Annotated in this window: 10 protein-coding genes; 4 read left to right on the top strand and 6 right to left on the bottom strand. The window is 73.2% G+C overall.

The window, feature by feature from the left end; translation table 11 throughout:
* Positions 1–479: 479 nt before the first annotated feature.
* The gene (locus DDQ41_RS07595) at positions 480–1,346 is read left to right on the top strand and encodes a spermidine synthase (protein WP_109293793.1); all 867 of its coding nucleotides are present in this window, start codon (positions 480–482) and stop codon (positions 1,344–1,346) included.
* Positions 1,347–1,696: 350 nt separating this feature from the next.
* Here DDQ41_RS07595 and DDQ41_RS07590 read toward each other — a convergent pair whose 3' ends face one another.
* Positions 1,697–2,299: a hypothetical protein gene (locus DDQ41_RS07590; protein WP_109293792.1), complete on the bottom strand. Its 603-nt coding sequence runs from the start codon at positions 2,297–2,299 to the stop codon at positions 1,697–1,699.
* A 67-nt stretch (positions 2,300–2,366) separates the two neighbouring features.
* Between DDQ41_RS07590 and DDQ41_RS07585 the strand changes: the two genes are divergently transcribed.
* Together DDQ41_RS07585 and DDQ41_RS07580 are read left to right on the top strand one after the other, a co-directional pair.
* Positions 2,367–3,056, top strand: coding sequence for a response regulator transcription factor (locus tag DDQ41_RS07585; RefSeq protein WP_109293791.1), 690 nt, complete (start codon positions 2,367–2,369; stop codon positions 3,054–3,056).
* Complete coding sequence (locus tag DDQ41_RS07580; protein WP_109293790.1) at positions 3,053–4,462, top strand: sensor histidine kinase; 1,410 nt, start codon at positions 3,053–3,055, stop codon at positions 4,460–4,462. The genes DDQ41_RS07585 and DDQ41_RS07580 overlap by 4 nt, the downstream gene beginning before the upstream one ends.
* 344 nt (positions 4,463–4,806) lie before the next feature.
* Here DDQ41_RS07580 and DDQ41_RS07575 read toward each other — a convergent pair whose 3' ends face one another.
* The 4 genes from DDQ41_RS07575 to DDQ41_RS07560 all read right to left on the bottom strand — a co-directional run bounded on the left by DDQ41_RS07575 (position 4,807) and on the right by DDQ41_RS07560 (position 9,623).
* Positions 4,807–6,210: a GH1 family beta-glucosidase gene (locus DDQ41_RS07575; RefSeq protein ID WP_109293789.1), complete on the bottom strand. Its 1,404-nt coding sequence runs from the start codon at positions 6,208–6,210 to the stop codon at positions 4,807–4,809.
* 147 nt (positions 6,211–6,357) lie between these two features.
* On the bottom strand, positions 6,358–7,266 hold the full coding sequence (locus DDQ41_RS07570; protein ID WP_109293788.1) for a carbohydrate ABC transporter permease: 909 nt from the start codon (positions 7,264–7,266) through the stop codon (positions 6,358–6,360).
* Between the two features lie 9 nt (positions 7,267–7,275).
* Positions 7,276–8,304, bottom strand: coding sequence for a carbohydrate ABC transporter permease (locus DDQ41_RS07565; RefSeq protein WP_167450243.1), 1,029 nt, complete (start codon positions 8,302–8,304; stop codon positions 7,276–7,278).
* Positions 8,305–8,312: 8 nt separating this feature from the next.
* The gene (locus tag DDQ41_RS07560; RefSeq protein WP_109293786.1) at positions 8,313–9,623 is read right to left on the bottom strand and encodes an ABC transporter substrate-binding protein; all 1,311 of its coding nucleotides are present in this window, start codon (positions 9,621–9,623) and stop codon (positions 8,313–8,315) included.
* 225 nt (positions 9,624–9,848) lie between these two features.
* Between DDQ41_RS07560 and DDQ41_RS07555 the strand changes: the two genes are divergently transcribed.
* Positions 9,849–10,946: a LacI family DNA-binding transcriptional regulator gene (locus DDQ41_RS07555; protein ID WP_394342129.1), complete on the top strand. Its 1,098-nt coding sequence runs from the start codon at positions 9,849–9,851 to the stop codon at positions 10,944–10,946.
* A gap of 212 nt (positions 10,947–11,158) precedes the next feature.
* On the opposite strand, the gene DDQ41_RS07550 is transcribed toward DDQ41_RS07555, so the two are convergent.
* Positions 11,159–12,493: a DUF4241 domain-containing protein gene (locus tag DDQ41_RS07550; protein ID WP_109293785.1), complete on the bottom strand. Its 1,335-nt coding sequence runs from the start codon at positions 12,491–12,493 to the stop codon at positions 11,159–11,161.
* Positions 12,494–12,532: the final 39 nt, after the last annotated feature.

The following is a 12,532-nucleotide window of genomic DNA, read 5'->3' as shown; positions in this document are numbered from 1 at the left end:
CGCGATCCTGGCGTGGACGCCGGGGACGGGTACGGCCACCACGTGATCATCAAGGGCTGTGCGGACTCGGGACGGTCGTGGGCGTGTTGTGGGAGTCCGCCCCGGCCGCGGGCGGACGGAGCTACTCTCGCAACGCGCCCGAAGGCCCCCGGCGGCTCGCCGCTCGAGGCGGAACCGGCCGTGTCGAGCCGTGCCCGGCGCGCACTCCTCGCCGGCGTGGGCCGGGAGCCCGGTGTCTCCGCCGTGCGAGCCTCCGCCGGCCTTGCACGCGCATCCCCGGCCGACTCTCCCCGGCACGCGCATCCCCGGCCGACTCTCCCCGGCGGGCGGATGCCGGCGGGCGGACACCGGCAGTCGTGGTGTGAGTGCCGCGGTCGGCCGCCGCTCGGTCCCCGCGCATGACGACGGCCGTCGGGTCCCGCGGCTGACCGCCGCACCGTGCGTACGCGTCCGACTCGGTGTCCGCCGATAATGAGCGGGTGGCGAGAAACAGACAGCGCGGCCGGTCCGGGGCGGCGGAAGGGGTCGTCGAGGCCGTGGACGGCGGGCTCGCGGAGCTGATACCCGACCGCGACCGGCCCCGCGGCTGGACCCTGCTGATCGACGGAGCCCCGCAGTCCCATGTCGACCTGGACGACCCGGTCCTGCTGGCCTTCGAGTACCAGCGCCGCCTCGGTCACGTCGCCGACGTCGCCGCACCTTCCGGCCGGCCGCTGCACGCGGTCCACCTCGGTGGTGGCGCCTTCACTCTCGCGCGGTACCTCGCGGCGACCCGTCCGCGCTCCACCCAGCAGATCGTCGAGGTGGACGGACGCCTCGTCCAGCTCGTCCGGGACCGGCTGCCGCTCGACCCGGGCGCCCGGATACGGGTCCGCTCCGTCGACGCCCGGGCCGGGCTCGGCAGGCTCCCCGACGGCTGGGCCGACCTCGTCATCGCCGATGTCTTCAGCGGTGCGCGTACTCCCGCGCACCTCACCAGCACCGAGTTCCTGGCGGAGGTGCGCAGGGTGCTGAAGCCCGGTGGAACCTATGCCGCCAATCTCGCGGACGGCCCGCCGCTCACCCATCTGCGGGGGCAGATCGCCACGGCCGCGACCGTGTTCCCGGAACTCGCCCTCGTCGCCGACCCGGCCGTGCTGCGCGGCCGGCGCTTCGGGAACGCCGTGCTGGCGGGCTCGGACCGGCCGCTACCCGTGGCCGAACTGAGCCGCCGGGTGGCCGGCGACCCGCACGCCGGACGGGTCGAACACGGCAAGGCGCTCAGGGATTTCACCGGCGGCGCGGTCGCCGTCACCGACGCGGCGGCCAAGCCCTCGCCGGTACCGCCGTCCTCCGTCTTCCGCTGACGCCCAGTCCCGCCCACCCGCGCTGTGGCCGCTGCCCGCGCCGCGTTCCGACTGTTGGTTCCGAAGATGGTGCCGGTGCCGGTGCCGGTGCCGAAGACGGTGCCGGAAAGGGGGACGGGACGGCCGCCCCCAGCCCCCTACCCGCCCGCGCCGGGGCCGCTGCCCGCGCCGGGTTCCGCCGGGGCGTCCCGCCGACCCGCGCCGCGCCCGCGCCGTGCCGACCGCCCGCCGGCGTCCCGCCGGGCGGTCCCGTCGCCCCCGCCCGCCGTGCCCCGCCCGCCGTGCCCCGTGCCCCGACCATGAGGGTTCTCCGATCCCGCCCCGCCCGCGGGGCGTCCGCCCCGCGGGCCTCAGCGTTCCTCGATCTCGACGCGCGGAGCGGTGTCGTGCCAGGTGCAGAAGACGTCGATCTCCCGGCCGTTCTGCGAGAACGTCACCCTGATGTAGGTCGGCTGCTTCCAGATCTGCATCGTCCAGCTGCCCGACGGGGTCGCCGAGACCAGCTCGGCGGAGACGGGACCGATGTCGAAGGCGACCCGTCCGCCTTCGACCGTGTAACTCCTCACCGTGCCCGAGGGCGGCCGGGGCGGTGGACTCGTGCTCCGGCCGGGTGTCGCCGCCGGCTTCCCGGCCGGCGGGGTCCCCGCCGTGGATCCGCCGCCTCCTCCCGGCTCGCCACTCGGCGACGGCCCCGGCTCCGACGGCGGCTCTGACGGCGGCTCCGACGGCGGGCTGGGCGACGGCTTCGGCGCGCCGGGGTCCCGCGTGGGCGACGGCCGGGGAGCGGAGGTCCGCGGGGTGAGTGCGTCGGCCGCGATGGGCAGGGCGCGCGGCCGGTCGTACGCCGTGCCCACCATCACCGTGTGCACACCCCACCAGGAGAGCGTGACCGCCGCGCCCGTGGCGAGCGCCCACGCCGCGACGTGCAGGAGTGCTCTTCGCATCCGGGCCATAGTGCACTACGGCCCCGGCTCCTGTCCCGGGGGACTCCGTTACTCCGGATGGCGTACGGTGCGGCCCATGGCAAGTGTGCTCGTGGTCGAGGACGACCAGTTCGTGCGCTCCGCCCTCATCAGGCACTTGACCGAGGCCTCTCACAGCGTCAGGAGCGTCGGGACGGCCCTGGAGGCGCTGCGCGAAGTGGCCCATTTCCGGTTCGACGTGGTCATTCTCGACCTCGGGCTGCCTGATCTCGACGGTGCCGAGGCGCTGAAGATGCTCCGCGGCATCACCGACGTACCGGTGATCATCGCGACCGCGCGGGACGAGGAGGCGGAGATCGTGCGGCTCCTCAACGACGGCGCGGACGACTACCTCACCAAGCCGTTCTCGGTGGAGCACCTGTCGGCGCGGGTGTCGGCCGTGCTGCGCCGGTCGCGTGCCGCCGCCGGCGAGGCCCCGCCCGGCAGGGCCATCCGGGTCGGCGGTCTGTCCGTCGACCCTCTCCGCCGCCAGGCGGAGCTCGACGGCAACCGGCTCGACCTGACCCGGCGCGAGTTCGACCTGCTCGCCTTCCTCGCCGGGCGCCCCGGCGTCGTGGTGCCCCGCAGGGAACTGCTCGCCGAGGTGTGGCAGCAGTCCTACGGGGACGACCAGACCATCGACGTGCATCTGTCCTGGCTGCGGCGGAAGCTGGGGGAGACCGCGGCGCGCCCCCGCTATCTGCACACCCTTCGCGGCGTCGGGGTGAAACTGGAGCCGCCGGCATGAGGTGGGCCCTGGTCAGGGTCTCCCTGGCGGTCACCACGATGGTCGTGCTGGCCTTCGCCGTACCGCTCGGACTCGTCATCCAGGAGATGGCCAGGGACCGGGCCTTCGCCAACGCCGAGCGGCAGGCCGCCGCGATCGGCCCGACGCTGTCCATCACCACCGACCGGGACCAGCTGGAGCGGGCCGTGGCCTCCACACAGGCCGGGGCGGCCGGGCGGATGGCCGTGCACGTCCCCGCCTCGGACGAGACCGGCGGCCGGAAGCTGGAGATCGGCACCCGGCGGGCCGCCGTCAGGGACCTCGCCACCACCCAGCGGATCGGCCGCGCCTCCGTCACGGACGTCGCCGACGGCTCCGCGCTGCTCCAGCCCACCGCGCTCGGGTCGGGGAGGATCGCGGTCGTCGAGGTGTACGTTCCGGAGTCCGAGGTCGGCACCGGCGTCGCCACCGCCTGGCTGGTGCTCGCGGGCGTCGGTGCGGCGCTGGTAGTCGGCTCCGTCGCCGTGGCCGACCGGCTCGGGGCGCGGATGGTGCGCCCGGCCCAGCGGCTCGCGGGCGCCGCGCACGACCTCGGCGAAGGGCGGCTGGGGGCCAGGGTGCCCGAAGAAGGGCCCACCGAACTGCGTTCCGCCGCCGTCGCGTTCAACTCCATGGCCGACCAGGTCGTGCAGCTGCTCGCCAACGAACGCGAGCTGGCGGCCGATCTGTCGCACCGGCTGCGCACCCCGCTGACGGTGCTCCGGCTCAACGCCGCCTCGCTGGGCACGGGACCGGCGGCCGACCAGACCAGGGCCGCCGTCGAGCAGCTGGAGCGCGAGGTCGACACGATCATCCGTACGGCGCGCGAGGCCAAGCCCCAGACCCGGGCGGCCGGACCGGGCGCGGGCTGCGACGTCTCCGAAGTCGTGCGGGAGCGCATGGGGTTCTGGTCGGCCCTCGCCGAGGACGAGGAGCGCAGGGTGCGCCTCGCGGGCGTGCACCGCCCGGTGCGGGTGCCCGTGGCCGGGCCCGAACTCGCCGCCGCCCTGGACGCGCTGCTCGGCAACGTCTTCCGCCACACACCGGAGGGCACCGCCTTCTCGGTGGACGTGCACAACGGCGAGGACGCCGTGATCGTGCTCGTCTCGGACGCCGGCCCCGGCATAGCGGACCCGGAGGCGGCCCTGACCCGCGGCAACAGCGGTGCCACGGCCGGGTCGACGGGGCTCGGCCTGGACATCGTGCGGCGGGTCGCCGAGTCGACCGGTGGCGATGTGCGCATCGGGCACTCGGTGCTGGGCGGTACGGAGGTCCGGGTCTGGATCGGGCTCGGCAGCCCCGTGAAAGGCTCTGAGGGCCGGCTCGGGCAGCGCGCCAGGCGGCGTGGCAGGGGCGGTTCCGGGGGCCGGAGGGGCGCGTCGGTGTGAGGCCGTGCGGACGCGACGGCGCGGTGCCGGGGTGCGGACGCGACGGCGCGGTACCGGGGGTGCCGGGGGTGCCGGGGGTGCCGGGGGTGCCGGGGGTGCCGGGGGTGCGGCGCCGTATCGCGTTCCGGTGCGGGGGGGCCGTGCAGCGTGTGCGCGGCAGCACGGCGGGCGCTCACCCACGCGGCCGTACGGCACTCCTCCCGCAGTGCGCCCCGTACGGCATGCCTCCCGCAGCGCGCCCTGGCCGGTGGCTCCTCCCGCAGTGCGCCCCGGCCGGTGGCTCCTCCCGGCAGGCGCGCGACTCGGACTCCTCCCGGCCGGGGCGCGCGCCGCGGTGCCGGGGGTCAGCAGTCGGGGAGGACGCCCGTCCGCGCCAGCTCGGCGTACCAGCGGGCGCTGGACTTCGGGACGCGTGCCTGGGTGTCGTAGTCGACGTACACCGCGCCGAAGCGCTTTCCGTAGCCGTACGCCCACTCGAAGTTGTCCATCAGGGACCACAGGAAGTAGCCCCGGACGTCGGCGCCGTCGGTCATCGCGCGGTGCACGGCGGAGAGGTGGCCGTGGAGGTAGCGGATCCGCTCCGGGTCGTGGACCGTCCCGTCGTACCCGGGCTTGTCGGGGTACGCGGCGCCGTTCTCGGTGATCACGAGCGGCAGCCCCGGTGCTTCCCGGGTGTAGCGCATCAGCAGGTCGTACAGGCCCGTCGGGTCGACCGGCCAGCCCATGTCCGTGACGTCCCCCGGCGCCTGGTGGAAGGCGACCCCGTCGGCGCCCGGCCAGGGGGACCGCGTGCCGCCGTGGCCGTCGTTCCGCTCGGGCGGGACGTCACTGTCAGTGGCGGCCGATACAACTGACGGTGAGTAGTAGTTGATGCCCAGCGAGTCGAGGGGGTGCCGGATGACGGCCAGGTCGTCGCCGTGGACGAAGGACCAGTCCGTGAGGTGTTCCGTGTCCGACAGCAGGTCGGCGGGGTACGCGCCGTGCAGCATCGGGTCGGTGAAGACGCGGTTGGCCAGCGCGTCGATCCTCCGCCGGGCGTCCAGGTCCGCCTCGGAGTCCGTTCTGGCCCTGACCGCGCTGGGGTTGATGCTCACCGAGACCTTGCCGCGGGCGGGCAGGGCGGTGCGCAGGGCCTGGGCGGCCAGCCCGTGGCCCAGGTTCAGATGGTGCGCGGCGCGGAGGGCGGCCACCGGGTCGGTGCGGCCCGGGGCGTGCACCCCGGAGGCGTATCCCAGGAAGGCGCTGCACCAGGGCTCGTTGAGAGTGGTCCAGCGATCCACCCGGTCGCCCAGCGCCTCGGCGACGATACGGGCGTAGTCGGCGAACCGGTGCGCGGTGTCCCGCTCCGGCCAGCCGCCGACCGCCTCCAGCTCCTGCGGCAGGTCCCAGTGGTACAGGGTCAGTACGGGCGTGATCCCGTGGTCCAGCAGATCGTCGACGAGCGCCCGGTAGAAGTCGAGTCCCCGCTGGACGGCCGGGCCCCGGCCGGTCGGCTGGACCCGCGGCCAGGAGACCGAGAAGCGGTAGGCGTTGACGCCGAGCCCGGACATGAGCCGGACGTCGTCCGCGCGGCGGTGGAAGTGGTCCACGGCCACGTCACCGGTGTCCCCGTTCTCCACCTTGCCCGGTGTGTGGCTGAAGGTGTCCCAGATCGACGGTGTGCGGCCGCCCTCCCGCACGGCTCCCTCGATCTGGTAGGCGGCGGTGGCGGTGCCCCACAGGAAGCCGGGCGGAAAGCTGACGGACATGAAGAAGCTCCCGTTGTGTGCGAAGGAGACGCGAAGGAGACGCGAAGAAGACGCGAAGGAGAAGGGATGGAGGTGCGAGGGAGACGCGAGGGAGGCGCGAGGGAGACGCGAAGGGAAAGGGAGGGGAAAGGGAAACGGATGCGGCTGTCAGCCCTTGACCGCGCCCTGCATGATGCCGCCGACGATCTGTCTGCCGAAGACCACGAAGGCGAGCAGCAGCGGCAGCGTGCCCAGCAGCGCACCGGCCATGATCACGGACTGGTCGGGGATGTAGCCGCGGCCCAGTCCGGTGAGCGCCACCTGGACCGTGGGGCTGCCGTTCTGGGTGAGCGCGATGATCGGCCAGAAGAAGTCGTTCCACGCCATCACGAAGGTGAGCATGCCGAGGACCGCCATCGCGGGCCGGGCGGCGGGGAAGACCACGTGCCACACGACGCGCCAGCTGCTCGCCCCGTCCACCCGGGCCGCCTCGATCACCTCGCTCGGCAGCGCCTCGCTCAGGTACTGCCGCATGAAGAACACGCCGAAGGCGCTGACGAGCGTGGGCAGGATGACGGACTGCAGCCGGTCGGTCCAGGACAGCTCCGCGATCAGCATGTACAGCGGGACGACGCTGAGCTGCGGCGGCACCATCATCGTGCCGATCACCAGCAGCATCAGCAGGTTCTTGAACCGGAAGCGGAGCTTGGCGAAGGCGAACCCGGCGAGGGTCGAGAAGACCACGGTGCCGGCGGCGACGGTTCCCGCCACGACCGTGGTGTTGAGCAGCGCCGTGCCCATGTTGGCGTCGGTCCAGGCGATCTGGAGGTTCTTGAAGAGGTTCCCGCCGAACCAGAAGGGCGGGGGAGTCTGGGCGAGGCGGCCGTTGGTGCGGGACGCCGCGATCGCCGTCCACACGAGCGGGAAGAGCGAACCCAGGGTGAACAGGGTCAGCACGGCGTAGGTGACGCGTCCGCCGTGCAGCTGCCTGCCGGCGCGGATCCGGGGGCGCCGGACGGCGGCGGGCCCGGTGGCCGTGGGCCCGGTGGTGGTCGGTTCTCCGGTGGTCGTCGGCATGTCAGCCCCCTAGGTGCTCTTGCGGAGCCGGCGGACGATCAGCCAGTTCACCGCGCCGATCAGCAGCAGGATCAGGAACATCGTCCAGGCGATGGCGGAGGCCCGGCCGAGATGGAGGTTCACCCAGCCCTGCTCGTACAGGTACAGCCCGAGCGTCTGGAACTGGTGGTCGGCCCCGCCCGTGGCGCCGCCGCCCCCGTTGAACAGCAGCGGCTCGCCGAACAGCTGGGTGGCGCCGATGGTCGACACGACGCAGGTGAACAGGATCGTCGGCCGCAGCGACGGGATGGTCACATGCACGAACTGCTGCCAGCGGGAGGCCCCGTCGAGCGCCGCGGACTCGTACAGGTCGTTCGGGACCGCCTGCATCGCCGCCAGATAGATCAGGGCGTTGTAGCCGGTCCAGCGCCAGACGACGATCGTCGAGACGGCGATCTGCGAGGTCCACTCGCCGTTCTGCCAGTCGACCGGCTCCACCCCGGCCAGCCCCAGCGCCCAGTTGACCATGCCGTAGTCCCGCCCGAACATCAGGACGAAGACGAGCGTGGCAGCCGCGACGGACGTCGCGTACGGGGTGAGCGCCGCGACCCGGAAGAACATCGAGCCGCGCAGCTTGTAGTTCAGCAGATGGGCGATGCCCAGGGCGATCAGCAGCTGAGGGACAGTGGAGACGACCCCGATGGTGAAGGTGTTCTTCAGCGCGTTCCAGAAGAACTCGTCCTCCAGCAGCCGCGCGAAGTTCCGCAGGCCCACCCACTCCATGTCGGTCGGGGCCGTCAGCTCCACCCGGTGCAGCGACGCCCAGCCGGTGTAGAGCAGCGGGAACAGCCCGAAGGCCGCGAAGAACAGGAAGAAGGGTGCGACGAAGGCGTACGGGCTCCACCGCACATCCCGCCGGTACCAGCGGCTGCGCCGCTCCCGGCGGCGCTCCGCCGCGGCGAGGCCCCGGGTCCCGGGCCGCCGCTCCGGGGCCGCGCCCCCCTCCGCGGAGGGCGCGGTGGCAGCGGTGCCACTGGCCGTGCCGGTCACTGGTGTCATCCGTCCGGTCACTGGTCCAGCGCGTTGTCGATGGCCTTCACGGCGGCCTTCCAGCCCTCCTCGGAGGACCGGCCCTTCTGGTCGACCTGGAGCATCCCGATGTCGGCGAGGTTCTGGGCGATCACCAGGTCCTTGGGGCCGAGGATCGTGACGGGGATGCCCTCGGCGGCCCGGGAGAAGATCTCGCCGATCGGGGCGCCGCCGAAGTACTCGTGGGTGGCGCCGGACACGGCGGGCAGCGAGTAGGCGGCCCTGGCGCTGGGGAAGCTGCCGCGCTTCTCGAAGAGCTTCGCCTGCTGCTCGGGTGCGGTCAGCCAGGCCGCGAGCTTCGCCGCCTCGGTGGTGTTCCTGCCCGCCTTGGGCACCGTCAGGAACGAACCGCCCCAGTTGCTGGGCTTCGGCGCGGGCGCGACGTCCCACTTGCCCTTCCCGGCCGCTCCGCTCTTGTCCTGGATGTAGCCGAGCATCCACGCCGGGCAGGAGACCGTGGCGAAGGTGCCGTTGGCGTAGCCCTGGTCCCAGGCGGGGGTGAACTGCTGGAGCCTGCCGGTCAGTCCCTCGGTCGCGAAGGCGGCGGCGATGTCCCAGGCCTCCTTCACGGCAGGGCTGGTCTTGTACACGACCTCGCCGTTCTCGTCGTAGAAGCGCTTGGCGCTGCCGCCGGTGACCGCGGCCATGATCCCGGACGCGGAGTCCACGAAGGCGGTGCCCTTGGACGCCTTGGCCTTGAACTGCCTGCCTGCCGCCAGGTACTTGCCCCAGTCACCGGCCCAGAGCCTGCCGACGGCCTCGCGGTCGGTCGGCAGTCCCGCCTCGGCGAAGAGGTCCTTGCGGTAGCAGATGCCCTGTGGGCCGATGTCGGTGCCGAGCCCGACGGTCTTCCCGTCCCCGGACGTGGCCTGCGCCCACTTCCACGGCAGGAACGCGTCCTTGCTGACGCCCTCGGTCCCGCCGAGGTCGACGAGCTTGTCCGCCTGGGTGGCGGTGATCTCGGCGATGTTGTTGACCTCGACGGCCTGGATGTCCGCGAGGCCGCTGCCGGTGCCCAGGTGGGTGAGCAGCTGCGGGTAGTAGTTCTCGTTGCGCTCGATCGAGGTCTGCTTGATCTCGATGTGCTCGTTGAGCTTCATGTACTCGTCGTAGAGCCCGGCCTCCTTGAAGCCGAAGGCCCCGAAGACTCCCACGGTGAGGGTGGTCCTGCCCTTGCCGCCGCCCCCGCCGTCGGCGGATCTGCCGGTGGTCTCGCCGTCCTCGGCGCAGCCGGCGAGCAGCCCGGCGCCCAGTGCCGCGACGACCGCCAGGATTACGGTCCTGCGCATTGCGTCCTCCTAGTGCCCTGACGTGCCGACCCCCGCCGACTCCTCCGGTGTGCTGTGCCGATGGGGTGAAGCTGCGGCTCGGGCCGGAACGTACGGGTTGTGAAGGGGCCGGGGAGAGTGGGAGCGCTCCCATCTGTGATGGGTTGAAGGGTTGCGGCTTCACGCGGGACTGTCAAGACTTCCTGCGCGTAGTGTTCTCGGGACAGGGAGGACGGGAGGCGGATCATGGTGGGTCGCCGGGATTCCGGTACCCCCGCGGGGGGCGGGGCGCGCACGGTCTCCCCGGGCGGGGCCAGGGGCTCGGGACGCGGCGGGGGCAGGCCGACCCTCGAGGAGGTCGCCGCCCGGGCAGGCGTGGGCCGGGGCACGGTCTCCCGGGTGATCAACGGTTCGCCACGGGTGAGTGACACGACCCGCGCCGCCGTCGAGGCCGCCGTCGCCGAACTCGGCTACGTACCCAACCGTGCCGCCCGCGCGCTCGCCGCCAACCGCACCGACGCCATCGCACTGGTCGTCCCCGAGTCCGAGGCGCGGTTCTTCGCCGAGCCGTACTTCTCCGACATCGTGCGCGGTGTCGGCGCGGCCCTCGCCGACACCGACATGCAACTGCTGCTCACCTTCGCGGGTTCGGACCGGGAGCGCCGCAGGCTGGCCGGCTACCTCGCGGCCGGCCGGGTCGACGGTGTGCTGCTGGTGTCGGTGCACGCCGACGACCCGCTGCCCGATCTGCTGGAGCAGTTGGGCATCCCCGCAGTGATCAGCGGCCGCCGCTCGGCCGACGACCCCCTCGCCGCCGTCGACTCCGACAACACCGGAGGCGGCCGCGCCGCCGTCGTCCACCTGCTGGCCCGTGGCCGCCGGACCATCGCGACGATCACGGGACGCCTCGACGTCTACGCAGCCCAGTGCCGCCTGGAAGGCTACCGGGAGGCGCTCGCGGAGTCCGGCGCGCCGCCCGACGAACGGCTGGTGGAGCGCGCCGACTTCACCGAGGAGGGCGGCCGCCGTGCGATGCGCGCACTGCTGGACCGCTGCCCCTCGCTGGACGCGGTCTTCGCCGCCTCGGACGTCATGGCCGCGGGTGCCCGCCAGGTGCTGCGCGAAGCGGGCCGGCGCATTCCGGACGACGTGGCCCTGGTCGGCTTCGACGACTCCGCCGTGGCCCGCCACATGGATCCGGCCCTCACCAGCGTCCGTCAGCCCATCGAGGAGATGGGCCGTACGATGGCGGGCCTGCTGCTGAGGGAGATCGCCGACCGCGGCGGCCCGGAGCGGCCGAGGATCGTCCTGCCGACCGAGCTGGTGGTCAGGGACTCCTCGTAGCGGCCGGGATGCCCCGCGACATGCGGTCTCCCGCGGCCTCGGATCTTCCCGCGACGTGCGATCTCCCGTGGTCCCGGTCAGCGGCCGAAGCGCGCGGCCCGAAGCCGGCGGCCCGGGCCCGCGGTTTGGGTCAGCGGCCGAGTGTCCCGGCGCGGGCCGCGCGACGGCGCGACCGGGCCCGGTCAGGAAGCCGAGCCACCGGGACACCGGTCTCACACCGGTGCCGTCTCCGCAGCGTCGGTACCGGCGTCCTGCAGCACCGCCGGCATCCCGTCCACCAGCACCACCACCTCGGCCAGGTCTCCGTCCGCGGAGCGCCCCACCCATACGGGGTGAATGCCGTCGCCGGTCGTCGCGAAGGCGACCAGCTCGCCGCCCGAGGCCTCGTCCTGAGTGCGCAGGAAGTACATGGAGTCGGGTACGTCCGGGCCGACATCCGGCTCCCCGTGGGCAAGGTGTCGCTCGAAGAGCCGGTGGAGCGACTCCCAGGCGCCCGCGTCGGCGAAGCAGCCAGTCGCACCGTCGGTACCGAAGCCGAAGATCTCGTGCTCCCCGAGCAGACGGGGGTCGTCATCCGGACCGAGTCCCATCTCCCACGACAAGGCGGGGGACTCGCTGATGCGCAGCCGGACCGCCGTGGTGTCCGTACGGGTGACCCGGCCCTGGCTCCACTCGCAGTCGTAGCCCACACGAACCCGGCCTTCTTCGAGCACGTACTCCCCGGGCGAGACGGAGACCGTGATGGCGGGCCCGTCGTCGGAGAGGCCGTCCGGTCCTGAGACGGCCAGCAGGCCACTCGGCACACGCAGAGTCCCGGACCGGCGCGGCTCCACGACGGTCATCTCGGGGTGGTATCCGTCGGTCATGCGCGTCCCGGGCCGGAAGAGCGCGTCGATCGGCCCGGGGCGCCCGGGCTGCGGTGGCCGCCAGCAGGATGCAGGGGGGACGGAGACGTCGTCGCCGGCGCCCTCGGTGCCCGCACCCGGGCCGAGCGGCGCGGGCCGGAGCGTCACCGGCCCCGGCACCCTCTGCCAGAGGACGGAGACGAGCGGCCAATTCCCGAACCCGGGGCGGTCCTGCCAACGCTGCACGTCAGCGCCCGGTAACGTGACGAACCTCCGTCCCCGCGTACCCTGCGGTTCTTGCGAAACGGAGCCCTTGCCGTCCGGAAACAGCTCCATACTGGAGCGGGGACACCACTCGTCGAACTCCGCCATCTCCGGGCCGGTGTACCGCCACGCGCGGATACGGCGGCTGAGCAGCCGGCTCTGGTCGTCCAGCAGCCGCAGGTCCAGCTCGTCGGTGCGGCGGCCCTGGTCGTCGTAGAGCCACAGGCCGACGTAGTGGTCCCGCCAGGAGACGAGCCGGACCTCCAGCGGAACCCGCCTCCCCGGGATCCGGTACACCACGACGTACGGCAGCCCCGCGCGATCCCGTTCCCGCGCCGCCTCGGCCGTCAGCTGCCACCACGGCGCCCGCGCCTCAAGGTCCCACGCCTGCGCGTACGCCGCCTCGATGACCGTCACCGGGTCCTGATCCCCACCCATGCCGACACCATCCGCTCTGCCTGATCGTGACGGACACGG

The organism is Streptomyces spongiicola (assembly GCF_003122365.1).
In the GTDB taxonomy this organism is placed as follows: domain Bacteria; phylum Actinomycetota; class Actinomycetes; order Streptomycetales; family Streptomycetaceae; genus Streptomyces; species Streptomyces spongiicola.
This window is presented reverse-complemented; position numbering and strand designations above follow the sequence as displayed.